Annotated in this window: 21 protein-coding genes and 1 pseudogene; 14 read left to right on the forward strand and 8 right to left on the reverse strand. The window is 42.8% G+C overall.

Features of this window, described 5'->3' with window-relative positions; genetic code table 11:
* The first annotated feature begins 1 nt into the window (after position 1).
* The 4 genes from BT127_RS08300 to BT127_RS08315 are packed head-to-tail and all read left to right on the forward strand — an operon-like array spanning position 2 to position 4303.
* The gene (locus tag BT127_RS08300) at positions 2 to 886 is read left to right on the forward strand and encodes an ABC transporter ATP-binding protein (protein ID WP_075424558.1); all 885 of its coding nucleotides are present in this window, start codon (positions 2 to 4) and stop codon (positions 884 to 886) included.
* Positions 855 to 1607 (forward strand): ABC-2 transporter permease, encoded by a 753-nt coding sequence (locus tag BT127_RS08305; protein ID WP_075424559.1) that lies wholly within the window; start codon positions 855 to 857, stop codon positions 1605 to 1607. Before BT127_RS08300 ends, BT127_RS08305 begins: the two co-directional genes overlap by 32 nt.
* A gap of 12 nt (positions 1608 to 1619) precedes the next feature.
* Entirely contained in the window at positions 1620 to 2369 is a 750-nt protein-coding gene (locus BT127_RS08310; protein ID WP_075424560.1) for an ABC-2 transporter permease, read from the forward strand.
* Between the two features lie 11 nt (positions 2370 to 2380).
* On the forward strand, positions 2381 to 4303 hold the full coding sequence (locus tag BT127_RS08315) for a serine hydrolase domain-containing protein (protein WP_075424561.1): 1923 nt from the start codon (positions 2381 to 2383) through the stop codon (positions 4301 to 4303).
* Positions 4304 to 4543: 240 nt separating this feature from the next.
* Here BT127_RS08315 and BT127_RS08320 read toward each other — a convergent pair whose 3' ends face one another.
* On the reverse strand, positions 4544 to 7582 hold the full coding sequence (locus BT127_RS08320) for a leucine-rich repeat protein (protein ID WP_075424562.1): 3039 nt from the start codon (positions 7580 to 7582) through the stop codon (positions 4544 to 4546).
* A gap of 463 nt (positions 7583 to 8045) precedes the next feature.
* Here BT127_RS08320 and BT127_RS08325 point away from each other — a divergent pair, with 463 nt between their 5' ends.
* Positions 8046 to 9314 carry an erythromycin esterase family protein gene (locus tag BT127_RS08325; protein ID WP_075424563.1) on the forward strand — a complete coding sequence of 423 codons (1269 nt, stop codon included), beginning with the start codon at positions 8046 to 8048 and terminating at the stop codon, positions 9312 to 9314.
* A gap of 28 nt (positions 9315 to 9342) precedes the next feature.
* On the opposite strand, the gene BT127_RS08330 is transcribed toward BT127_RS08325, so the two are convergent.
* A complete protein-coding gene (locus tag BT127_RS08330) occupies positions 9343 to 9591 on the reverse strand; it encodes a hypothetical protein (protein ID WP_075424564.1) in 249 nt (82 codons plus the stop codon).
* A 178-nt stretch (positions 9592 to 9769) separates the two neighbouring features.
* Here BT127_RS08330 and BT127_RS17420 point away from each other — a divergent pair, with 178 nt between their 5' ends.
* From BT127_RS17420 to BT127_RS08360, 6 genes are all read left to right on the forward strand, one after another.
* Positions 9770 to 10993, forward strand: a complete 1224-nt coding sequence (locus BT127_RS17420; protein ID WP_318257203.1) for a dockerin type I repeat-containing protein — start codon at positions 9770 to 9772, stop codon at positions 10991 to 10993.
* Positions 10994 to 11217: 224 nt separating this feature from the next.
* Positions 11218 to 13596 carry an ABC transporter permease gene (locus tag BT127_RS08340; RefSeq protein ID WP_075424566.1) on the forward strand — a complete coding sequence of 793 codons (2379 nt, stop codon included), beginning with the start codon at positions 11218 to 11220 and terminating at the stop codon, positions 13594 to 13596.
* 13 nt (positions 13597 to 13609) lie between these two features.
* The gene (locus BT127_RS08345) at positions 13610 to 14380 is read left to right on the forward strand and encodes an ABC transporter ATP-binding protein (protein WP_075424567.1); all 771 of its coding nucleotides are present in this window, start codon (positions 13610 to 13612) and stop codon (positions 14378 to 14380) included.
* 51 nt (positions 14381 to 14431) lie between these two features.
* Positions 14432 to 15094: a response regulator transcription factor gene (locus tag BT127_RS08350; RefSeq protein ID WP_075424568.1), complete on the forward strand. Its 663-nt coding sequence runs from the start codon at positions 14432 to 14434 to the stop codon at positions 15092 to 15094.
* Positions 15091 to 16302, forward strand: coding sequence for a HAMP domain-containing sensor histidine kinase (locus BT127_RS08355; RefSeq protein ID WP_075424569.1), 1212 nt, complete (start codon positions 15091 to 15093; stop codon positions 16300 to 16302). Before BT127_RS08350 ends, BT127_RS08355 begins: the two co-directional genes overlap by 4 nt.
* Positions 16303 to 16412: 110 nt before the next feature.
* On the forward strand, positions 16413 to 17324 hold the full coding sequence (locus tag BT127_RS08360) for a hypothetical protein (protein ID WP_075424570.1): 912 nt from the start codon (positions 16413 to 16415) through the stop codon (positions 17322 to 17324).
* 85 nt (positions 17325 to 17409) lie between these two features.
* Here BT127_RS08360 and BT127_RS08365 read toward each other — a convergent pair whose 3' ends face one another.
* The 4 genes from BT127_RS08365 to BT127_RS08380 form a co-directional block, all read right to left on the reverse strand.
* Complete coding sequence (locus BT127_RS08365) at positions 17410 to 18627, reverse strand: YqiA/YcfP family alpha/beta fold hydrolase (RefSeq protein ID WP_075424571.1); 1218 nt, start codon at positions 18625 to 18627, stop codon at positions 17410 to 17412.
* Positions 18628 to 18639: 12 nt separating this feature from the next.
* Positions 18640 to 19404 (reverse strand): AlkZ-related protein, encoded by a 765-nt coding sequence (locus BT127_RS08370; protein WP_075424572.1) that lies wholly within the window; start codon positions 19402 to 19404, stop codon positions 18640 to 18642.
* A gap of 190 nt (positions 19405 to 19594) precedes the next feature.
* Positions 19595 to 20338 (reverse strand): leucine-rich repeat domain-containing protein, encoded by a 744-nt coding sequence (locus BT127_RS08375; protein ID WP_075424573.1) that lies wholly within the window; start codon positions 20336 to 20338, stop codon positions 19595 to 19597.
* Between the two features lie 23 nt (positions 20339 to 20361).
* The gene (locus BT127_RS08380) at positions 20362 to 20925 is read right to left on the reverse strand and encodes an RNA 2'-phosphotransferase (protein WP_075424574.1); all 564 of its coding nucleotides are present in this window, start codon (positions 20923 to 20925) and stop codon (positions 20362 to 20364) included.
* A gap of 766 nt (positions 20926 to 21691) precedes the next feature.
* Here BT127_RS08380 and BT127_RS08385 point away from each other — a divergent pair.
* Both BT127_RS08385 and BT127_RS08390 read left to right on the forward strand, forming a co-directional pair.
* Positions 21692 to 22750 (forward strand): hypothetical protein, encoded by a 1059-nt coding sequence (locus BT127_RS08385; protein ID WP_075424575.1) that lies wholly within the window; start codon positions 21692 to 21694, stop codon positions 22748 to 22750.
* Between the two features lie 174 nt (positions 22751 to 22924).
* Entirely contained in the window at positions 22925 to 23533 is a 609-nt protein-coding gene (locus BT127_RS08390) for a TetR/AcrR family transcriptional regulator (protein WP_075424576.1), read from the forward strand.
* On the opposite strand, the gene BT127_RS08395 is transcribed toward BT127_RS08390, so the two are convergent.
* Positions 23512 to 23889, reverse strand: a complete 378-nt coding sequence (locus BT127_RS08395) for a hypothetical protein (protein WP_075424577.1) — start codon at positions 23887 to 23889, stop codon at positions 23512 to 23514. The genes BT127_RS08390 and BT127_RS08395 overlap by 22 nt on opposite strands.
* 914 nt (positions 23890 to 24803) lie before the next feature.
* Here BT127_RS08395 and BT127_RS08405 point away from each other — a divergent pair.
* Positions 24804 to 25910 (forward strand): RtcB family protein, encoded by a 1107-nt coding sequence (locus BT127_RS08405; RefSeq protein ID WP_075424579.1) that lies wholly within the window; start codon positions 24804 to 24806, stop codon positions 25908 to 25910.
* A 111-nt stretch (positions 25911 to 26021) separates the two neighbouring features.
* On the opposite strand, the pseudogene BT127_RS17180 reads toward BT127_RS08405, so the two are convergent.
* A pseudogene (locus tag BT127_RS17180) lies at positions 26022 to 26170 on the reverse strand (IS256 family transposase); the annotation flags it as partial.

A 26170-nucleotide genomic window follows, 5' to 3' on the forward strand; every position in this document is an offset into this window, starting at 1 on the left:
TATGGAAAACATTCTTGAAATAAACGGACTATGCAAAACTTACAGAGACTTCTCGCTGAAGAACGTCACCTTTGCCCTGCCGAAAGGCTATATCATGGGATTTGTCGGACAGAACGGCTCAGGCAAGACAACAACGATCCGTTCCGTTATGAATATGACTAAGGCAGACAGCGGAAGCATAAGCGTATTCGGACTGGACAGTGTAAAGGACTCCATCGAGATCAAACAGCGTCTCGGCGTGGTTTTCGACAGCATGTACCTTGCCGAGCATCTCACAGCCAAGCAGATAGAACAGCAGATACGTCCCTTCTACAAGAACTGGAACAGCGATGATTTCTTCGCATCACTGAAGCGGTTCAGCCTGCCCGATGACCGCAGTGTCGGTGACTTTTCAAAGGGAATGAAAATGAAGCTTATGATAGCGATAGCTCTCGCACACAAGCCCGAACTTCTCATTCTCGATGAACCTACAAGCGGACTCGATCCAGTTGCCCGTGATGAGCTTCTCGATATACTTTCGGACTACATTCTCGACGAGAACCGGGGAATACTCTTCTCCACTCATATAACCGCTGATGTTGAACGCATTGCCGACTATGTAACTATCCTCCATAACGGCACGGTATGGTTCACAGGCAGCAAGGACGACCTTACAGAGAGCTATGCCGTTGTCAAGGGTGATGAGGACGCTATACCCGAAGGACTGAAGGAACGTATGATAGGCTTTCACAGCTATCGCAACGGTTTCGAGGCTATGATAAGAACTGAAGATATGAGATCTCTGCCCGAAACGCTGGTGTGCGAAAAGGCAAGCATCGATGAAATACTGGTATACATCGCTAAGGAGGCTAAGAATGCAGGACATACTGAAAGTGATACGCTTTGATTTTCTTACGATGAGCTCTGTTTCTATGGGAGAACTGGTATTTGTCATACTGTTCTGTCTGGTCCTTAGTATGCTTCTGTCACCGCTTATCGCTGTAATGATAACCTTCTGTGTATTCGGTTTCGTTTATCCTTTGCAGGATATCGCCGAAAGGAACGGGTTCAGCAAGCTCTACGGCACTCTTCCCGTCGACCGCAGAAACGTCACAAGGGCAAGGTTCATATACATATTTGCAGCATTTCTGATATGTGAGTTAACAGAACTGGTAATTGCAGCTTCATCAACGATACTGGATCTTAACAAGCTCATATTCAATATCGATCGGAGTGCGGAACGAAGCAGAGAAATGCTTACCTATATGCACATGATATATGACACTCCTGCTGTAGTGTATCTTGCTGTATTTGCTGTAGCTGCGGTTTGCTGCATAGCTGAGGCTTATATGGAAATGATGAGTCAGATATACGGCAGGGAAAACCTCTTCCGTTCGGTGATGATAGGTATCGCAGCGCTGTCGGCTGTGATAGGCGGAGTGTATTTACTCTCATCGCACACCACGCTGATACCGCAGTTTCATCTGATGCAAATGGCAGAGAACTATGCAGCAATATCCGTCAGCGAGTCCGTCATATTCGGCGCAGCTTCCAATGCAGCAATGCTTGCCGTCTGTCTTGTATTCGGCGAGATAACGACACGCATAGTGTCTGAGCGTGAGATATAGGAGGATACGAAAATGAATAATGACAGAAAAAGAATATTCTCAATTATGCGCGCTGACCTTATCATGATGAACGGCGGCAGGAACAATCTTAAGCTGATCGTACTCATAATGTGCCTCACATTCGGTGCAATGACCTATATTGCACCGTTTATGGCGATACTCCTACCGCCTCTCATGAGCTTTTTCTTAGTGCCCATGCTGTTCGGGAACGAGATGAAATACCACTGCGAGAGATTGAACACCGTCCTTCCCGTAAGCAGAAAGGATGTTGCAGATTCACGCTTTTTGCTGACAATGTCGCTGTATACGGGGATAAGTCTGCTGTTCTATGTATTTATGGTCCTTGCGGTCATAAATCAGCAGCATCAGGGCATCATACTCTTCCTTTCGTCCTTCAATGCACCCTATGCCGCTGCATTTTCAACAGGAGCTGTTATCATCTCGGGCAAACTGCGAAAGTACTTCTCAAACGTCGGAAAGTCGTCAGGAGAAGCGAAAACAGGCGGGATACGCAAGGCAGGGATGAAAGAATATATCCGTGCTGTCGTCGTTTCGGGTTTACTTATATTCCTTTTCCTGCTTGTTTTTGCAGATCTTCTTCCGACTATCCCTCTGCTTGAATTCGTCGCTGACCTTATGCGTATACTCGGAAATGCTGCCGACGGAATGCTGCTTTTTGCTGCATTTCTGACCATTGCTGCACTGTCAGTGACCTACAGATATATATGCACCGTATGCGAATACGAAGACAAAGAGCTGTGAGGTGATACTCTATGAAAAAACTACTCGGAATTGCGGCTTCACTTCTCTGCTCCGCAGCTATACTGGTGAATCCGCCTTTACTTTCTGCAAGAGCCGAGGATATCGTTTTCCCTTCGGGAGTAAGTCAGAGCGATTTTGAATTTTTGCTTGATTTTCAGGAAAACGATATAGATATGGCTGAAAAAAAGTGGGGAGCTACCGCGATAGGTGCATTCAATGCCGATGAAGTCCTCTGCACGGGATATTATGCCTGTACCGATTCCGCACTGAATGCCCATACCGATGAGAACTCGGTATTTGAATGGGGAGAGGTCTCGCAGACTCTTATATGGGTAAGCGCAATGCAGCTGTGGGAACAGGGAAAGCTTGACCTTGACCGTGACATCAGGGACTACCTGCCTGACGGATTCTTCAGGCATCTCACCTACGATGAACCTATCACTATGATCGATCTGATGAATGGCACCGCAGGCTGGCAGGAAAGTTCATCTCAGATATGGAAAAAGGACGAGGCTTCTGTACTGTCCCTTGCCGACGAGCTTCAAGCAGCCGAGCCTTTACAAGTCTACCGTCCCGGTGAGGTACCTGTCGGTTCACTTTACAGTGCGGCTGTTGCAGGCTATGTTATCGAGTGCGCTGCGGGACAGGACTACTGCGGCTACGTTCATGAACATATACTTGAACCTCTCGGAATGGAGCACACTTCCATAGCCCCGACTCACAGCGATAATCCGTGGGTATATGAACAGCGCAGGAAAATGAAGACATACGAAAAGGGTGCTGCTCTGACAGACAAGGGAACTTGTCTGAACTATCTTACCCTCTATCCGGCAGGCTCCGCAGTAAGCACACTTCCCGACCTGATGACTTTTTCTCAGGCTCTGCTGGACGAAGATTCTCCGCTGTTTCAGAGTGCCGATACCCGTGCGGAGCTCTTCAGTGCCACATCTTTTTACGGCGGATCGGATATTCCACTGTCCGCTCACGGCTTGCAGTGTCAGGAATTCGCAGTCCGTACATACGGTCACGAGGGAGCAACTGCGGCAAGCCACGTAAAAATGCTCCTTGATCCCGAGTCCGGACTCGGACTTGTGGTGATGATAAATCAGTCTGACGACGATAATCACTACTTCCTTGACTTCCCCGAATGGTTCTTCGGTACGCTTTCTTCGCGGAAATACGCTGACAGTACATCGAAGGATGTTAAACTCAGCAGGTATTATCTGCCTGCGGAGCTTCCGCGTACAGGTATACTTAAATTCATCACATTCTTTAATGCGGTCAGAGTAGAGCATGTTCAGAGCATCGGCAGCGGTGCATATCAGTTGATTTATGATGCAGAGGATGAATACGGACTTTCAGATGTTAATAAAGAAAGCAAGAAAAGGCTCATCAAACAGACAAATTTCAATGCTGTTAAAGAGGGCGCCATACTTATGGGAACAGAGGACTATAATGACGGCACATCGGTCCTCTCTTATGCTCAGCTCGTAAATATGCCTGTACACAGCGGAGTTTTGGAGCCCCACTATACTGCTGAGCTCTGCCTGTTTACGGCTTATCTCCTACTCGCCGTTGCTGCCGTTTACCTCATGCTCATACGCCGCAAGCTGAAAAAGCACAATGCTTACAGCCCTTGCAAGGGTTCCGCAATAATGAAGGCAGGACAGACAGCGTGGCTTGCTTCTGTGTTGATATTACTCATCACATACACCGTTTACGTAAGCAGTAACGGCATCATGAGCAGTGCAGTCTCTGCATTCATAGGCATATCGCAGACTATTTGTATGACCGTATGTGCAGCAGCTGCAATATCGGCTCTTGTGGGAGTAATTTCAGAAAAGCGCCGCATTTTCCGCTATATCACAAACGCTTTAGGCAACATCACTGTTATCGCAGCGATAACAGTCTTTGAGATGTACAAATTCCGGTAAGCATTTCGGATGATATCCATAAAGAGCATGATCTTTGAATATCCCGACTAATAGTGTGTACTGAGTAACCGCCAAAAGGCGGTTACTTTTTTGTATCCCGAAAACTCCGACAGGTGTCACAATAAAAAAAGTCTTATCCCCGCTGTCACACAGGGATAAGACCATTTACGGAATAATAATTCCTAAATTCTCTCATTATATCGTTCGGTGCGGCTCCGTACCAACGTGTCGGAGCATTGTTTATTCAGCCGAAAAGGTTTTTCCGTCTATCAGGTATGAACAAGGAAGTGAATTAACTATCTTTGCATCCATCTGCTGTATCGCCAGTGCATCCATAGGAGTTACACCGTCGCCGTTGTTGTAAACGTCCGCATTTCTGAGAGCCTTTGCCGAGAGACCGTATTTTGAACTGTTGGCTGTATACTGCAATATGCATAGTGCGTCCGCAAGACTTGCTTCGCCGTCCTCGTTCACATCGCCCATAGTGATAGACAGCTTTTTGTAACCTGCCGAGATATCTGCGGCAGATATCTTTCCGTTGCCGTCGAGGTCGGCAGCAACGTTATAGTCAGGGGTTTCCGCAATATAAGGACCGAGAAGCTTTATATCGTGAGTTGTAAACGCTCCGTCGCCGTTGATATCTCCCATGACCGTATCACATTTCGGAAGCTCTACGGTCTGGAAAGAGTGAAGCGGTGAAGGCTTGAACTGGCGCCACTCATTATGCGTTCCCTCAGGCTCTAATATCTGTTCATCCGAAAGCATGAACCAGTCATAGTTACCGTAAACATCGTCCCATGTAGTATCTATATGGAAATTTTTTCCGCCTATATTTACTATGTTCCACGCATGGTCCTTGGTTTTCACATAACAGGTCTCAAGACCTGCTTCATTCAGCAGAAGGTTATAAGTTCTTGCATAGCCTTCGCACACAGCGATACCGTCCATGAATACGGATGTATCAGCGTGATTTTCGGCATCATCGTTATCTGCCTTAGCGTATTCCGTATTACTGCATACCCAGTCGTGAAGGGCTTTTGCTTTTTCTATGTCGGACATGTTCTCGTCTGTGACCTCGGATACGACCTTCTTAGCATTGTTTAATATCCAACGGTTCAGGAAACCGACATCTGTACCTCTGTAAAAGTTATTTCTGATAAAAGGATCATATTCCTCAGCAAACTCAGTGCTGCTTCCCTCTACAACTTCTTTGCCGTTAAGCATCATAAGAGACTTACAGCCGCAGAAGGCGTCGTCGGTCAGAACGGAATCATCCGATATATTCAGGTTTGTAAGTGAAGAACAGTCATAAAAAGCGTGATCGGCTATCTCCGCTTTCTGCTTAAAAGTAACTTCTTCCAGTGCGGTGTCCGAGTGGAAAGCATTATATCCTATGGACGAGGTACCGTCTATAACCAATGAGCTTAACTTATCGCAGTTTGTAAATGCAAGACTATCTATCACTGCCGAACCCTTTACATATATTTTTTCAAGGTCTTTTTTGTTTGAAAATGAACGTGATTTTATAACTGTCTTTCCCTTCGGAAGGACGAGTTCTTTTACATTTGCTCCTTCTTTGATATACAGTTCATCTATATCAGGCGAAAATGACAGCTCAGTCAGGACAGTTTTTTTAGGCAGTGTTATGATATCTACGCAGGAACCCGAACGGAATGACAGCTTTTTCAGGTTATTGCCGATTATATGTGAGGCATTAAGAGTACAATTTCCGGGAAGTTCAAGTTCTTCATTGCCGATATGAAGTACAAGCAGGTCATTACGATCAATATCATCATTATAATAATCATCGTTGGCATAATAAAATGAATCTACGATCCGTATATACTTCCAGTATTCAGAAACATCCCTGCCACCGTCAATATCCAGTTCATCGCTATTTATGATAAGCTCTCCCACTTTTCCGCTTATCGAACAGCAATTCAGTTCCTTTACACCTGAAGGGATAGTCAGCTTATCAAGGTCGATATTCTGAAACGCATTTCTGATGACTTCAACGTCTTCGGGTATAGTGAATTCGCCTGTTCTGCCTGTCGGGAAAAGTACCATTTCTTTTCCGTCCTTTGTATAGATACAGCCGTCGACCGACTTATACTTTTTATTTGAATCACTTACGGAAAAAGATGTTATATTCTTATTCAGTCCGATAAATAATTTATCGTATCCGTCATAGTTGTCGGGGAAGCTTAACTCTCCGCTTTTTCCGATCGGGATAAAAAGAAGATCATCATTTCTCTCCGTAATTTCAGGATCAACTCCGTAAAAAGGATCTGTCGCGAACGGAACACCGTCTATATCATAATATATATTATTATCATCATCTATATTGACATCTGTAAGATATTTGCACTCACTGAAAGGAAACTTATCACCGTTTCCGATACTTATCACAGATGCAGGAATATCTATAGATTTTATTTTAGTACGTGAAAAGGCACCTTCATCTATAAACTGTAAATTGCTTCCGAGCTTTACCTCTTCAAGACTGGTGCAGCATAAAAATGCACTGTACATAATATCTTTCACACTGTCCGGAATAGTAATTTCCTTTAGTGAAGTGCAGTATGCAAAAGCCATTCCATCTATCATTTCCAGTCCTTCAGGAAGATCGATATGCTCAATTGCCGTGCAATCAGAAAAAGCAGAGTAATTAATTGTGGTGATATTCTCGGAAAGCTTTATCTCCTTAAGCTCCTTGCAGTAACTGCAAAATTCATAGGGAATAGTTTTTACCGAATCAGGGATCGAGATACTTTCTATTCCTGAATATGAGAATTGACCATCGCCCAGATCAATCAGACCTTCAGGCAATTCAACTTTTTTCAGTAACGGACAGTTTGAGAAAGAAAAAGCACCAAGGCTTTCAACTCCCGGCAGTATAATGACCTCTTCAAGAGAGTCGCTCATTTCGCATAAATAGTTTGGGAGATTTTTAATCGTCCCCGGGATAGTCAAAGACTTTACAGGGCAGTCTTTGTTATTGAAAACGTAAGGCTGTATGTCTGTAACGGGAAGCCCGTCGATATGGTCTGGGATAACAACTTTTTCATTTCCACCGTTATAAGAGAGTATCCTGATGCTGTCATCATATTTTAAATACTCAAACCCATCCTTGTTAAATATCCTTTCAGCTTCAAGTTCATAATCAGATTCATATTCATAAGGCGAATAGTAATCATAATCAGCGAACGCTGTACCTTCTCCGATGCATGTGCATGACAGTGCAAGCGCCGCTGACAGTGCTATAATTCTTTTTTTCATATGTTAGCCCCCCCCTAAAGATATGTCTATAAAATAATTGTACAACAAGTAATTCCGAAAATCAATGTTCACTTGTTGTTTTCTGCGTCTTGCACAAACATACAAGTTTACTGCTGTACAAACCGCACAGGCAAAATAAACAGTACGCTTTATCCGTTTAAATGATACAGCCGCAAAAAAACGCTGAACTTATCGTATCCCCGACTGTTTCAACCATAGCAGTGAAGGAGGATGATCTTCAACATTTCAATATTGTAATGTTCAGTAATATAAAAAACAGGACAGATCATCATAACTGAGTTATAATAAATGTGTACTCAATAACCGCCTAAAGGTGGTTATTGCCCCGAACTTTGTTCGGGGAGCGCAAATTCTTCATGTCAAGCTCATTTTGCTCTTTCGGGCAAAAAAGCAGATACGAATAAAGGTTCAATAAAACAATAATCTCAGGAGGAATACACAAATGAAGAAAAAGACTTTGATAATCGCAGGACTTATGATAGCAGCAATAGGTGCAGGCATAACAGCAAAGGTTCTTAACAGACCTGAGAAGATAAGCACTTTCAGCGATAACGTGACCGCAGTAAATGAACTCACAGTTCCCGAAAATGCAAGAGTGATAGCTTTAGGCGAAGCCACTCACGGCAACAGTGAATTCCAGCAGCTGAAACTTACGGTATTCAAAAGACTTGTTGAGACAACCAACGTCAGAGCCCTTATCATTGAGGGAGATTTCGGCGGATGCGCTCTCGCAAATGAATACATTAACGGCGGCGAGGGAACAGCTGAGGAGGTCACAAAAAAGCTCGGATACCGTATATACCACACCGACGAGATGTGCGAGCTTGTGGAGTGGATGCATGACTATAACGAGACCGCAGCAGAAGATGACAAGGTTCGTCTCTACGGCGCAGATATACAGAACGATATGTGCAATGTACAGCTTATCAAGGATTTCTACGCTCAGGCAGCTCCCGATAAAGCGGCAGATTATTCCGCTAAGTTCGACGAGCTTTTCGGAACAGAAGAAGACTCATATAATATTGCAGACTATGATGAAATGATAGAACTTATCGATGATGTCGCAGAAGATATGGACAAAAGCTGTGATTCATACGAAGCAGCAGTCGGCAAGGAGAAGTTCGAGACAGTCCGTAATGCAGACGAGATGCTCAGATGCTATCTTGATTACCGTGAAAAAGAGCGTTTTTCCGCATACTACCGTGACACAAAGATGAAGGAAAACGTTGAACGTGTTCTTGAGATCGAAGAGAAAGAGCATAACGGCAGACTCATGCTTGCCTGCCACAACGGTCATATGTCCAAGAACCAGTCCACTAAATTCACATTCCTCGGCAAGTTCCTTCACGAGGAAATGGGCGATGAATATTTTGCAATAGGCACCGATTTCTACATCTCCAGAGATAATCTTCCCTCAGGCAATGACGGCAGCAGAAAGGTCCATAAATTCTGCTCGGCTGATCCGCTTGCTTATCAGGCAAAACAGTACGGCAAGGACGGCTGTTATCTGGATATGACTGCTATAAGTGAAAGTGATCCCATGTATCACATTGTAAACAGTCCCATGAAAACAGGAACACTCGGTGAGCAGTACAACATAATGATGCGTCTCCTGAAGCAGAGCTATCAGCTGAACTATGCCCCTACAGAAATGTACGATGCCATGATCCTGATATACGAAACCAGTCCCGTAGAAATATGGCAGAACTGACATGTCGGATTTTACAACGATGATACGATCAGCGCTTTATCCTGAGACTGACGATATTTGCAGCCTGCATCAAAAGATCATCTCCGCTGTCTGATTTCACAAAGACATCATATTCAGGCATCAAGACCTCAAAGCCGCTTTTACTGTCCCCTTTTACTTTTCCAATGGTCTTTTCACCAAGATATATTTTGCAAGGGGTAACGGCTCCGTAGCCATACTCACATTCGGTAATATCATGTTTCTTGCAGTGCGGACAAAAAGCTATTGGCAGAAACATACAATTATCCAAGGAAAATTTGTGCAGCTTTACAAAGTTTAAAAAAAGGTGAGACTTTTTTCGTTCTGAAAAGACTAAGTTATAGAAGCAGATAAATGCTTTAGTAAAGGAGGTAATTGCAATGGATATGAACCCCTCATTCAAAATATGTAAACATTACATTCAAGGAGGTCTTACTATGAGAAAGTTATTTACATCGTTAGTAGCTGCTTCAATTGTAGCAAGTTCAGCTTTTGTTCCGTTAAGTGCAATTGCAGATGAAAAAAATATTGATTTTGATGAACCGGAACTCTATCATTCTGTAAATGATTACACTGAAAAAGAGAAGCAATTATATGAATTGTTACAGAGGCATGATCCGATTCCGCTGTCTGAAATACAAGCAATAGTTCAAGCAATAGTTGGTACATATGAACCTGTATCACAAGAAGAAATAGATGCTGAGAATAAGTATTACGCTGAACATTATGGTTTAGGAAGTGTTCGAGGTAATAATGATGATGAGTTAAATAGGCATTCAGATATAGGCACGACTATCATGAACGTCAGTGCGGAAGATGATGTTATAAAAAACTATTCCTATTTCAATTCTCTCAACAGGGAAGAATTACTGGAGGAATACAACCTGTATTGCAGGGAAATAGGAAAAGATGAGATCGTTCCGCTTTACATTACAGAGGAAGGTATCATCAAAGACGATTTCATAAAAAACCATGCCATAAACATGATGAAACACAATTTTGCTCCAACACATTATAGGCTTGAACCATCATATAAATGGAAGGCTGAACGCTCAAGCTACGGTTGGAATAGCAAAGCGTTTCTATCTGCTGTGAATAGCAAACTTGAAGCAGGCAAACTTGAAGCAGGCAAACTTGAAGCAGGCAGACTTAGAGCAGACACAGAATATGATCTATCATATTACGGCTTTGATAAAGCTGAAAATGATATTGAGGAAGTTCAAGTGGAATATGATCAAAGCAGAATACGAATAGCGTATCAGGATTGGACGAAGAGTGTTTATAATAATATCACAAGTATTAAAGATGCCGAAGAAAGAGTGTGTGAATTTTTACGCTGCGAACTGACACTTTATTATTCTGATTTCTTTAAGGATTTTTGCCGTAACTGCGAAGGAGATATACCTGAATTCGATATGACATGGACGGGATGTTATTTATCCGGAGGTTCAAAAGAATTTAAACTGGATAAAGGAGATGCCAATGTTGACGGCGAGGTCGGACTTGCTGATGCTCTGACAATACTTCAGTTTATTGCTAACTCTCAGAAATATCCTATGTATGAAGAAGGCTTTGAGGTTGCTGATATCGTCGGCGACGGCGACGGCGTTACTCCTCTTGATGCACTCGAGATACAGAAGTGGGATGCAAACATATTCTGACGCCTTTATAAATCCACTCTCTTATAAAGCCGAGTCCCCTTTATGGGGACTTGGCACTGATAAAAAATATTGGTTATCAACCGCCTGAGTATCGGATCTCACCGTTATTCAGGCGGTTTTTTATCGTAACCTTGCAGCTTTTCAAAAGTTAAAGACTTGTTAAGAATTTCCGTGTTATAATCAAAGCATAGAGAACACCGATACAAGATACGGAGGAATGAACTATGTTCTGGAGAATACTGAAAAAAGATCTGAAACGAAAGAAGACAATGAATATCATTTTACTGATGTTCGTGATACTGTGCTCAATGCTTGCGGCGGCAAGTCTGAACAATATCGTCGCAGTAACGGGCGGCATTGATTACTTTATAAAGACCTCGGATGCCCCCGATGTAAAGATCAGTATGCCGTTTGATCAGGATCTGGATAAGAAACTCATCGCTCTCCCCGAAGTGGAAAAAGTGAAGGTCGAAGAGGGATTCTACCTGACACCGGATCATTTCAAATTGAACGGAGAAAAACACAAGGACCTTATCAACGGAACAGGCTTTTTCTCTGATAAGGAGTTTGGCTGTAAATATTTTGATGCTGAAGATCGTGAGATCACAGGTGTTCCTGAAGAAAGCTTTTACTGCACAAAAAACTTCTTGCAGGGTGTTTCATTGGAAAAGGGTGATTTTTTGACTGTCACTATCGCTGAGGAAACCTTTTCTCTCAGGTTTGAGGGGATATTCAAAACAGCTGCCCATGATACTAATAATTCCTCCTCACCCCTTATCATACTCAATGGCACTGACTGGGATAAGATGAACAAGGCATCGGAAAGCTCTGCTTTCATGAAAGAAAAGACCTTATATGTTAAAACCAATGACATTGATGCCGTTACAAAGGCGGCCGGAGATACAGAAGGCATTTCCATTTACACAAAGGACCACTTTTCAAGCTATTTTATGTATGATATGATCACTGCCTATATTCTGCTGGCAGCTTGTGTTCTGCTTGTGGCAGCAGCCTTTGTAACGCTTCGTTTTGCCATCGGCTTTACGATCTCGGAGGAATTTCGTGAGATAGGCGTTATGAAAGCAGTCGGCATTCAGAACGGCGGTATCCGCAGTATTTATATCACAAAATACGCGGCTATTGCTATTATCGGCTCTGTGATCGGATATGCAGGCTCGATACCGCTCAGCAGCTATCTACTTAAATCGGTATCACGAAATATCGTGTTCAGCGGAAACAATACCATGATCGGAATTGCCGGTTCTGCCGCTGTAATCGTACTGATGCTGTTATTCAGCTACGGATGCACAAGAGGGATAAAAAAGATGTCACCGATCGATGCAGTCCGCAGCGGTCAGACAGGTGAACGTTTCGGGAAAAGAAGCGTTATGCACCTGGGACGCTCAAAGCTTCCTTCAACGGGGTTTATGGCGGTGAATGACGTTCTCAGCGCACCTAAGCAGTTTTCGATCATTACAGTCGTATTTACTCTGTGTGTGCTGATGATGACAGTCATGTCCAATATGGCAAATACACTGTCCAGCGACAAACCGATCTTTTTATTCGGGATACCTGTTGAAACAGATGCGTCTATCCTTGACAATGAGATCAACAATAACTCTATCAAACAAGCTATGGAAGAATCCATGAAAACCAATGACGGCTGGAAATCTCTTGTGAAAGAAACGGAAAAGATGCTTGAAGAGAATGGTATACCGGGGAAAGCCACCATCACAATGAGCTGTATCTATACAACTACCCATAACGATAACAACGCAGGTATCTCTTACCTTGTCACAAGAAATGCACCGGCAGACGGATTTGTTTATGATGCCGGCAGCGCTCCGATGAAACCCGATGAAGCAGCACTTACCTCTGCTGCTATGGAAAAGCTGGAGACAGAGATCGGCGACAGGATCAAGGTCAATATTGGCGGTACTGAAAAGGAGTTCATCATCACAGGTACATTCTCAACCTTTATCAATAATGGTATGGCTGCAAGGCTTTGTGAAGATGCAGAGCTGAATCTGGAGAAGATCAATAATAACATGGGTGTTCAGATACAGTTCGACGGAACGCCTGATAAAAAGCAAATCGAGAGAAATATTGAAAAACTGAAAGAAGTAACAGGCGGCGAAAAAATTTACACGAACGCCAAGATGGTGGAAACCTTTACCGAAATGTCCGGCACACTGAACAGCGTCAAGCAGATGATGATGCTCATGACAGTTATCGTTACAGCACTGATCGTGATACTGATGGAGCGCAGCTTCATCTCAAAGGAAAAGAGTGAGATAGCACTGATGAAAGCAGTGGGAATTCAGAACGGTTCTGTGATCGGACAGCATACTCTGCGTTTCGTTATGACTGCTGTCATTGCGGTTATTCTCGCATCTGTGATCGTACTCCCGATGAGTAAGGCACTTCTCACATTCATCTTCGCTCAGATCGGAAGTGTTTCCTCCACAGGGATCGCCTTCGATGCTGTTGAGATATTTGCAGTCTGCCCTGCTATACTGATCGGTGTGGCGTTCATTGGTACGCTTCTGACCGCGCTTTATACGAAAACCATCAAGGCAAGCGATACCGCTTCTATTGAATAAGGAGGATATTATCATGAATACCGTTTTACAGACAAAAGGACTTTGCAAGACATACATCGTGAACAAGCGTCAGAATAACGTTCTGAAAAATATCGACCTGACTATTTCCGAGGGCGAAATGGTAGCGATCATGGGACCGTCAGGTTCCGGAAAATCCACACTGCTCTACTGCGTTTCGGGAATGGACAGAGTTACCGCAGGCGAAGTCATATTTAACGGCAAAGAAACTGCCAGACTCTCGGACAAGTCACTTTCACAGCTCAGACTGGATGAAATGGGATTTATCTTCCAGCAGATGTATATGATGAAAAATCTTTCCGTACTGGATAACATTATTCTTCCGGCAGTCAAATCGAAAAGGAACACCGAGAGCCGCAAGGCGACTGAGGAACGCGGAAGGCAGCTTATGCGCAGGCTCGGTATCGGCGATGTGGGAGATAATGACATCAACGAGGTATCGGGCGGTCAGCTTCAGAGGGCGTGTATCTGCCGCAGTATGATAAACTCACCCAAAATGATATTTGCCGATGAACCTACGGGAGCGCTGAACCGTTCCAGCTCTGATGAAGTCATGAACGAACTTCTCTCCCTTAATCGTGACGGCACAACGATCATGTGCGTAACGCACGATCCCAAGGTAGCCGCTAAGTGCAGCCGAATTCTTTACATAATGGACGGCGGTATCATGGGCGAAAAGGAAATGGGACATTTTAATGGCGGTGACAAGGAGCTTCGTGACCGTGAACGTGAACTGAATAACTGGCTGATGGAACAAGGCTGGTGATACTTGTAATATTGCTGCCGATATGGTACAATAGTGGTAGGTGGTGATTATATGACCGATATTCTGATCGTTGAGGACGATAAGGAGCTTAGTGTTCTGCTTACGGATTTCCTTCGTGCGGAGGGCTATACAGTTTCGGCAGTGGAAAGCGGTGAACGTGCTGTACAGCTTTTCGAGAGATACGGCGCAAGGCTTGTGGTACTTGACATAAATCTGCCTGATATGAACGGGTTTGCAGTATGCTCAAAACTGCGAGAGAATGCTGATACGCCGATACTTATCGTCAGTGCAAGAACAGACAAGGAAGATAAACTGAACGGATTGGACTTAGGGGCTGACGATTACATAGAGAAGCCTTATGATATAGATATTCTGCTTGCAAAGATCAAAGGCATCTTCAAGCGCAGGTATCAGCGGAGTATGCTCTCCGCAAGCGGTGTCACGCTGAATCTTGCAAACAGGACTGCGGAGATCGACGGTAAGCCTGTTGAACTTGCTGCAAAGGAATTTGACCTGCTTGCTCTCCTGATCGAAAATCAAGGCAAGGCACTGAAAAAAGAATATCTGTTTTCTACAATATGGGGCAGCGACAGCGATTCGGAGCTTCAAACCCTTAATGTGCATATCAATCGTCTGCGTCAGAAGCTGGGCGATGATCCGAAAAACGCAAGCCGTCTGCTGACCGTCTGGGGTGTGGGGTACAAGTTTGTATGAACGCATTCAGAAGACTGTGTATTGCAGCAGTCACCATATTTCTGATACTTGCTTCGACGTTGAATATCGTCATGTTACAGAACCGGAAATATGCTGACGGACAATACCGTGTAGAAGCAAAACGTCTTGCGGACGAGATAGCCGAAACAGGCAGCTATGACCTCTCAGGCTATCCCCATATCACCGGAGTGTATACGGGTGATGACCTCTATAAAAGCGATGAACACTATGTTATCATCGAAGCAAACGGAACGCTGTACCGTGTGGAATATGCGCTCGGGAACCACCGCAGCCTGATGATAATTGTCAATTGTATTTTAGGAGTTATATTTTTATTGCTGTGCGGTGTATTTGGATATATCCGGCGGAATGTTATCACTCCATTCGGAAGGCTCAACAATGTTCCGCAGGAGCTTGCGAAGGGAAATCTTGCAGTGCCGATACCCGAACAGAAAAGTCGCTTTTTCGGAAAATTCACATGGGGTGTCAACCTCCTGCGTGAAAAGATCGAGGACGACAGGAATAAGGAGCTATCCATGCAGCGTGATAAGAAGCTGCTGTTGTTATCCCTCTCCCATGATATCAAAACTCCCCTCTCTGCAATTAAGCTGAATGCAAAAGCTATTGCAAAGGGAATATACAGTGACGAGGAAAAACGCCGCAGTGCCGCAGAAAGCATCAATGCCCGTGCGGATGAGATCGAGCAGTTTGTCAGCGAGATCACAAAAGCGGCAAGTGAGGACTTCATGAGCTTTGAGGTAACGCAGGGCGAGGCGTTTCTTAGTCAGATCATCACAAGGATCAATTCAAGATATGCGCCTCAGCTCAGTATTTCGGGGACGGAATTTATCATACAGAAATACGATGACTGTATCCTTTCCTGCGATGCTGACCGTTTGGCTGAATGTCTGCAAAACCTGATCGAAAATGCGATCAAATACGGTGACGGCAAACGGATAGAGATAAGCTTCGATAAAATGGACGGCTGTGAGCTTATCACAGTAACGAACACGGGCTGTACTCTCGAGGCAAAGGAACTTCCGCAGATATTCGGGAGTTTTCATAGGGGAAATAATGCCGATAAGATACATGGCAACGGTCTGGGACTGTTCATCTGCAAACGGCTCATGTCACTCATGGGCGGAGAAGTCTATGCTGAAATACATGATGACTGTTTTAGTGCTACACTGGTGGTCAAGCTGGCGTAAATCCGATCTCGGTCAATTGACCAAATAAACGTTCAAGCAAGGAATGATATATCATGGATTATAGTACACTCAATACCTCGTCAAAATTGAAGAAAATGGAATGATCACATATGGAAAACACTGCAAAAAACAGAGCTTATTTTCATCTTCCGGGACTGTTTGAATTCTATGACCTGTACAGTGTGTTTCTGCCGCTGTACCGTAAGCACCGGGAGTATTTCTACGACTGGTGTGAAATAGCATCTGTCTATGGTGCTCCTGCGGATTGTATCTGGGGCGGCGGACGTGCCGGATTCGGCGAATGTGAAGCTGAAGATGTACTCGCGCTTATGAATGAATACGGTATTTCTTCAAGACTCACTTTCAGCAATTCGCTTTTAAAACCTGAACATCTCACCGATAAGAAGTGCAATGCCCTGTGTGAACTTTTTGCCGTAAACAATGGTGTACAGAACGGTGTGATAATCCACTCGGACCTTCTGCTTGAACATATTAAAAAGAATTATCCCGGTCTTTATTTTGTTTCATCAACTACAAAGGTACGGACTGATTTTGATCAGTTTTTAAAGGAAACAGAACGAAGTGATTTTAAATATGTTGTTCCAGATTTCAGACTCAATAAGCAGTACGATAAACTTGATACACTTTCGCAGATCCGGAAGGATAAAGTAGAATTTCTGTGCAATGAATGCTGCTCGTTTTACTGTAAAGACAGAAAAGCGTGCTACGAAAATGTCAGCCGTAAAAATCTCGGAGAGAACTGTCCCGATCACATCTGTACCGCACCTGATGCCGGAGAGGGATACCGTTTTTCAAAGGCAATGAAAAATCCCGGGTTTATCAGTATCGATGACATCATCAGCACCTATCTGCCCCTCGGTTTTTCTAATTTCAAAATAGAAGGCAGAGGACTCGGAAGTGCTGTCAATCTCGAATTTCTGCTTTATTATCTCACAAAGCCCGAATACCGGCTTACTGTCCGTGAAGAGGTCTATCTCGACAGTATGCTGGATCTGTTCTGAATATCATAATTACGTATGATATAATTATTCTTGTTAAAACTGAAAGTCATTATATATACGGTATTAAGCTTATCTCTCATTATCATTAATAAATCTCTACAAATCTTAGAGTAGTCCCGTCTATCAGTTTCTTAAGTTCATCCTCAGCATCAAGGTGCATAAGGTATACGTGAACTCCGCTTTCAGCAAGTTTCATTAACTCAGGCAGCATTTCTTTCAGACAGAGATGAACTGCACTTTTGTAGTACGCTGCTTCGGTATACAGGAATGAACCTCTTTTCAGCAGCGGCTTGAATGGCTCAAGAGTTGCCGTATCCCCTGTGTAGACTACGTTATTTCCGTGGATATTAAGATGATAGCCGAAGCATCTGCCCTCAAGAGGCTTAACGTGTGTTGTCGGCACTGCTGAGATGAACCACTTCTTATCCAACTCATCAGCTGTAATAATATTGAACCACTCCTGTTCGCAGCCCTCTATCCTCATAAGCAGCAGGAGCAGGTCCTCCTTAACTTCTGCTGAAGGTGCAACAATAGTAACTTTTTTCTTCATATAGCTTGCAAACCACACATATTGCAGCATAGTTCCTATACCGCCGCTGTGGTCGCCGTGAGTATGAGTGACGAGGATATAGATATTGTCATACTGCTCCCAATTCATCTTCTTAACCTTCTGATACGAAGTCGCAGGACAGTCAATAAGTACAAGCTCATTATCCTCCACAAAGAAAGCAGAATTATGCTCATCTGCAAAAGCTGAACCTCTGCCTAAAAACAAGAGTAAATTGTCATTTTGTATCTCGGTCAGCAGTTCAGAAATATGGTCTCCCACATTTTCAATAGTACTGTGACTTCCGTGAACTGTCTTCACAGTAACGGACAGCTTATCGCAGTTTTGGTAATTGTCAGGCAGAATAGTATCCTTGTCGCTGCACAGAGTGTAAGCACGTTCATTCTGAGTGCTTACAGACATTTTACGGTACTGCTCCACAAACTCAGAAGATATACCCGAACTTGTGATGATCTCCAGCTCATGTGGATAATAGCATGGATTTGTAAGTATACACGGACGCTTGAACTTTCGGCTCAGCTTGTCAGCATACATACCTCCGAGGCTTTGTCCCACAAATATAAGATCATCGGTATCCACCATATCTGAAAAACATTTCATCAGTTCCTCGGGAGCAGTATTTATATAATCTATCTTCGGCGAAATTATATCCTCTGCTGGAAAAATTTTACAAAGTGCCTTGTAGTTCTTGTTATCGGCTTCTCCCATGAAGCCGTGAAGATTAAGTATTTTCATATTATCATTCCTTTATTCAGGTTCTTTTCCGATAAGCTTTATTATTTCAGCTTCATCAGCATTCTGATACAGTTCCTTTACCCTGTTTATTATGCGCTTCCATGATTCATGCGGAGATTCGCTGTATGCGGAAGTGACCGTATCATATCCCCACACAGACTCCGGCGGAAGAATTACCGATACCGGCATACCGTACTCCGCACCTTTCTTATTCTTTCGCCTGTGGAAATCCGCAGTAACAAGATACGTTTTCATCATCAGTTCAGTTGTAATACCCGGGAAGTTCTTTTCACCGCCCTTGCCGAAGCCAGCAAGCTTTTTCAGGTCTGTCGTGAGTATCTGTTTGTCGTTCCAGATGATATCACCATCGCTGTTGGTATCGGTCAGAACGTCCATTATCAGCTTCTCTCGGCGGTTGACTTTGCTGTCTTCCCACGCTGAGTCGAAGTCATATCCGTCACGCCTGTAATTCGCAAAATACGGCAGCCATTCAAGACTGATAAAGCCTGCCTTCTTATCGAAGAATTTACCGTATGCTACCTCGTGACCTGCAGCGATCATCTCTCGCCACTCCCACGGATCCTGTTCTCTGTCTCCTGTCCACCAGTAATCTGCCGATACGTGCTCCTCAACAGAAAAGCCTTTTACTCCATTGCCAAACAAAGGCAGAAAACCCACTTCATTTATCCAGTTCACAAGCTCTTTCGGACTTCGTATCCTGTATGGATCGTCCCAGGCAAGCCCGCGCATTATCCATTCACCGTTTTCTACTGACATAATCTGCTCCTATGTTTTTTCTTTATTATAGCATACTGATACTCTATTTACAATAGCGGTTATTGAGTACACATTAGTTATATTTCTCAGTGTAGGCTTCTTTATAATAATTCCACCATGATAATCCACCACCGTGAAGCAAAATAACAGCTCGTGAATTCTCTTTTCCATATTCCTTGTATCTCATATATTAATCCTTATTTATTGACGTTATACGCCTGCCTTCCAGTATGATCTCGCAGGTGCTGCACTTATCAGATACCAATGTTTCAAGCCATTCAGGGATAGGCTTGTCTTTGGATAATTTGCCGTATAATTCTATTGTCTCAAGTGTGTCGCAGCCTTGCAGTACATCTCTTCCAAATGACCTCAAACTGATGGGCATACGCATTGTTTTCAGCGAAGAACAGTTCAGAAATGCCTCAAACCATATCTCCTCAACATTCTCGGGAATACTGATCTCAGTCAGCGATGAACATCCTTGAAATGCATTATGGATTATTTCTTTCAAAGCAGACGGCAGTTCCACTGTATGAAGGGATTTACAGCCTGAAAATGTATATTCACCAATACTCGTTAATGCCGACGAAAGCCTGATCGATTCCAGCGATGTACACCCTGAAACCATCATACGATTTATATCCTGTACGCTGTCTGGAAGTTCTATTGCACGAAGTGACTTGCATTCGCGGAATGCACCTTCACATATAGTCGTGACACCATCCGGAATATGTATTTCCTTTAAATTCTCACAGCCAAGAAACGCACAGTATCCGATAGTTTTCAGACTTTGCGGCAGAAAAACTGTTTCCAACTTCTTATAATTTGATAATTCCAAATATCCAATATCAGTTACTCCTTCAGGCACATCAATATGACTTGCCTCAGGAAATCTTCTGTTTATGGGTGTATCATAGCTGCGATCGTCCCACATTGTTTTATTCCCCCTTTACGCAACTATTTAGTGTATACTCTTTCACAAATATACTTCACAGGTACTTCTTCTGTACACCACACTTCATTCTCAGTCACTCCGAACGTGTAGCCGTCATGTGCCATTTCCGAAGCTGATATTTTAAGTACTACGGGAGTCTTATGCCATCGTTCTGCTGACTGCCATGCTTTGTCTATATCAGCCTGCATATGTACAGCATGACGCTTCATCTTTTTTATTGCTCTGCTTTCTTCGATAGCTTCAAGTGCCTTTGTTGTGGTTCCGTGATACAGGAACACAGGCGGTTCGCAGTAATTCAGTTCAGGCTCAACCCATGGGATCGAGTGTCCCTGACAGCACTTGATCTTCTTATGCTCGTCGTCAAAGCGGTATCTGCCTTTTTTGTCGGCAGATACTATGCTTTCCAACATAGTACGGTCAATATGGTATTGGCTGTGACGGTTGACTCCGCTTATGAGCTGTTCAACTGATACCCAGCCATGCTCGTCCATGTCAAGCTCAGCCTTATCAGGCTGATGACGCAGCAGCAGGCAAAGATATTTTGATATCTCATCCATTTGCTTCATAGTTATTCTGTATCTCCTTTCTGATGTGTTACTCTTACCATATTAATTATACACCTTACCTGTTTCAAAATCAACCAAAAGAAGGATCTTATTCTTAATAATGCATATTATTCTTTACCGTTTGAACAGCCGGAGAGGTTGGAATTCTTCAGGCTGAATTATCAGTCCACGCTTTTATTGTTGATAAATATACCAACAGCACCCGTATCAGCTATGGATAATCGGCAATTCAACGAATAATATCAACTAAAGTGCTTGCTATGCAGTGAGTATTAACGGAAACCTCACGCAGATCATATCGTTGGCACGATCCCTGAAAGGCTCCAGCCGGAAATTTATCAAGCGGTTGATATGCGGAAAATCCGCCTGTTATAGCTGCTTTTATAAAGGCAGTAGCTGTTGATCAGCTTAGTTAAAACAAAAACAAATATCATCGATTGCCATTTGTTTGACACACCAAAAATGCGGCAGTAAAATACTATACAAGCGAGAAACGCATAAAAGCACAGAAAGACATAAGAATACGAGATAAACAATTGATGATAAGATAATAGTGTCATTATACTATTATGAAAACAGCAGCGGTCAATCCGGGCATAACGCCCGAGATAATACAGAGCGATGCAGTAGATGTATAAAGCTTTGGAGTTATCAGTGATCCGGAAAACTGATATGACAATGCGATACACAGGTACCGGTGTATCAGACGAAGTATTTATCGAAGCAGAACTCGGGAATAAAAAAGCATTGAAAGGACTTATTTAAAATGAATAAACTTGTAAAAGCTATCTCAGCTATAGCTGCGGCTGCAATTTGCGCAGTGCCTATGATGAGCACTATAAGCGCCAATGCCGCAGTACCAAAGGATTATGACTACTTTGACTTCAACGAGGACGGCAATATCAATTCAGAAGACACTGCTATTATGGAGAACTATATAATTGCAAAGACAAACGGATATGAGAGTCAGTGGAGGAGCATGTGGGACAAATACGGTATTGACCACTTTTTCTGGTTCCGTTTGCAAAACGGTACAGATTACTGTCAGGCTGATATAAACCGTGACGGAAAAGTGGATTCAAAAGATGCAAGAATGCTTTCTATCGCCGGAAAGTACTATCCTTCCTATAAAAGCAGCTCTCATCCGAATCAGTATGATTTCATCTATAGAAAAAACAAAGCATTTATAAAGGGCGATGCTAACGGTGACGGTGTATTCAATATCAATGACGCTAATGCACTGGCTGCTTATCTCATGTGTCCGGTAGAGGATACACCTGCTGTTCTCTTTGACCGTTCTAACTACTACGTGGAAAAAGCACTTGAAAGATATTGCGAACTCAACTGGGACGATTACAAGAAGATGCTCCGCGCTTTGGGTGTTGAAAATGATTGGCAGGGAATCGCAGCTGACAAATCAACTATTCAGAAATTACTGGATGCTATCAGAGACGGTAATATAGATATTAAGAATTACTTTCCGGAAAAGATACTGAAGGGAGATACAAACGGTGACGGAAAGGTCGATATGACTGATGTTATCGTGTTACAACAGTATCTTATTAATCCTGTTAAATATCCTGCAGCAGGAAAATATGTATTAAATGGTAATAATTTCGGTAATCCTGATAAATATAATCCGAAACTCGATATAGGAGATCTTGTTGCTGTACAGATGATCGTTTCCGGATATAAACTATCAAACGGACACGTTGATATTAACGCAAAAACAAAAATCAAGGGTAAAGAAACCTATGTATTCGGTTACTATTACGATATTTACCAGGCACAGGCTAAAAGGGAAGGATGGAATATTCAGTATTAAAAACTGTATCCTTCTGAATAGTATAAGCATTCAATATGGGAGGACTTAGGTCCTCCCCTTTTGGCAGATAATACCATTTCCAATAACTAATTACTCCCCTTTTTTCTTGACATGAAATTTCACAGGTGTTATAATAAAAAAATAGTAGATTGAACACAACGAAAGGGTAAATCAATGAATAATGCAGGAAAAACTACAAGGGATAAACTGTTGTTTGCAGCTCTTGATCTGTTTTCAAAAAATGGATATGATGCCACGACTGTTGAAGAAATAGCAAATTCTGTAGGCATGAAGGGACCTAATGTGTACAACTATTTCAAGGGAAAAAAAGGCCTTATGGAAGGTATCGACTCTATATTCAAAGAGTCATACAAGGAAAAAATGAGGTTCAAGGAAGGCAATGCCGAGAGCATACAGACTGCTGAAGATCTTAAAAAGTTCAGTATGAAGACGATAAGATATACTCTTAACGATGATATCATACGGAAACTGAGAAGAATAGCAACGATGGAACAATACAAGATAGATTATTTTCGTGGTAAAGCTTCTGCTAACCAGCATTCAAACATAATACAGTTTTTTACAAGCGTTATGGCAAGACTTATGGAACAGGGGAAAATAAAGAAATGCGACCCTCATATCCTTGCTCTTATGTATACTGCACCTGTATCTCAGCTTATCCAGATATACGACCGTGAACCAGAGAGAAAACGGGAGATCCTTAAAATAGCGGAGGCACAGATAGATCTCTTTATCGATACCTATTTCATCAAAGAGCAGTAATACACCGTGCACCCTTTCCGGTTAAGTGACTCATCATTGATAAGTAAACAAAGTTCCATAGGATAATCCCTTTTTGTATCCTCCGAGAATATCTTAAGCAGGAAGGCTTCATATTTTTTATACCCATCCTGAAATAGCCTGTCAAGCCGAGCATTCTCATCTTCAGTCAATTCTCTGATATCAAAAGAATAATCAAGACTTTTGAAGTATTCACCTGCAATATCATAATCGTCCTCAACATCAATCTCTGAACATAAGGATTTGATGGAATGCAATATGGCTATCAGAGTTTTCCATTCACTTTTCTTTTCATTCCGTCCTTTTTGACTGTTTTCTATAACCAGAGAATCCGGCATCAGTCTTAACCTGCTCCATACTGTATTCTCAGACATAATTTATTGAACGTTATCAGAGTATATCAAAGAATTATGTCATAAACGTTATCCGAATATCAATGCAACTAATTATTATAAAGCAATAGAGCTTGCCGATGAAGCGAAGCATGAATACGATGAAATAAAAAATGAAGTTAGATCTCTTGAAAAAGAAATACGTGAACTTAGTGGCGCTTCTCTTGTTTTGGATAAAGGTGATGATCCGGTTTGATAATCAAATTAAGTTACTAAAATATTATCATCTCTGTAATTTTTCTCACTTTTTTACCGTGAATTATATAAAAAAACATGATATAATACAGACAACAAAGAAAAAACAACCTATATAGTATCTAAATCAGTCCAGAATCAACTTTTTTATGAAAAGCGCTTGACATTTGTGTATTATTGATGTATAATACAATTAAAGAGAACTATGCTTTGTATAGTTTCCTCAAGTAAACCCCTACCAACTGGTCGGGGTTTGAAATTCAACGCACCGTGTCGAAATGACTACATCTACAAGTAAACCCCTACCAACTGGTCGGGGTTTGAAACCGTGATATGCAATCCAATCAAAATCTCTCAGCAAGTAAACCCCTACCAACTGGTCGGGGTTTGAAACTGAAGTTCTCGTCCTCCTCGCAGCTACTCTCTCAAGTAACCCCCTACCAACTGGTCGGGGTTTGAAACTCAACGCACCGTGTCGATTAAGCTAGGTCTAACAAGTACCCCCTGCCAAGTGGTCGGGGGTTCTTACTTCTAAAACAAAAAAGCTGCCTGAGCATTTTTCAGCTCAGACAGCTTTTATTTGATATAATTTTGTTTTCTCACTTTTTTTACTTGCATTTACCTCATTAATGGTGCATAATAGTTACAGAGAAAGGAGAGATGCTATGATAAGGATCAGCGGTGAATATACAAATGCTTTAGTTTATACAGGCAACATTGATGAATGTGCTTACTCGCAGATCATGGAACTTTGTAATCATTTCGCTTTTAAGAATGCTGAAGTAAGGATCATGCCCGATTGCCATGCAGGAAATGCCTGTGTTATTGGCTTCACAGCAGTTCTGAATGAGAAGAGGATCATTCCGAATATTGTGGGCGTCGATATTGGATGCGGAGTTATGGCTACACTTTTCAGAACTGAACAGGATATTGATTTCAAGAACCTTGATAACTTTATCCGTGCATCTGTTCCAAGCGGAATGTGTATCCGTGAGAACCGTTATACGTATATTGAACCCGAAATTATCTCAGAAACAGATGATATCTGCCGTATCATCCACGCAGAAGACAAGAGGGATATGTTCCTCAACAGTCTCGGAACACTCGGAGGAGGAAATCATTTCATTGAGATCGGAAGAATCAATGATGACACATATATGCTTACAGTCCATACAGGAAGCAGAAGTCTTGGGCTGAACATCTGTAAGTATTTCCAGAGACACGGATCAGTAATTGATGAGGATTTGAAGCGCAGTCTCATCGAAAAGCATAAGTATGCTGAGTCTGAGGAAGAACATATTGCGATCCGGAATGAAATAGAATGCTTGAAGACAGTGAGCAACGACCTCGCATATATCTATGGAGATATGTATGATAACTATATCTCCTGTATGCTCAGCGCAATGCGCTACGCCCGTGAAAACCGCACTATTATTTCGGATATGATCATGAATCACCTCGTAACAAGCGTTGGCGCAGATGTTTCAGAACGTTTTGATACTGTACACAATTATATCGATTACTATGATGATGACAGGATCATTATCAGAAAGGGAGCTGTATCGGCGAATACAGGTCAGATGCTCTGTATTCCTCTTAATATGCGTGATGGTATAGTAATAGGAACAGGTAAGGGCAATTCAGAATGGAACAATTCTGCACCGCATGGTTCGGGACGTGCTTTAAGCAGGTCACAGGCAAGAAAGCAGATCTCGGCTCAATCCCGAATTTTGTGTAAACGCAAAACAGTGCATATTGAAAACATAGATTGATTATGATGAGACCGGCAGATGAGATGTCGGTCTTATCTGCATTGTAGCATGATCCTGTTCATCTGTCAAGAGGGGCTAGCCCCTCTTGACAGATGAACGCGCGCGCCGTCCTCACTCAGGCAGGCGTTCACCATAGTAGATGACCAGCTGGGCATAGATCCGGCTCCAGTCCTGCCGCCGGCCGGTCCATTTCTTCGTAATATCTTTCATCGCCAGATACAGCAGCTTGAACAGACTGTCATCAGTCGGGAAGACCGAGC

The organism is Ruminococcus sp. XPD3002 (assembly GCA_900119535.1).
In the GTDB taxonomy this organism is placed as follows: Bacteria; Bacillota; Clostridia; order Oscillospirales; family Ruminococcaceae; genus Ruminococcus; species Ruminococcus flavefaciens_H.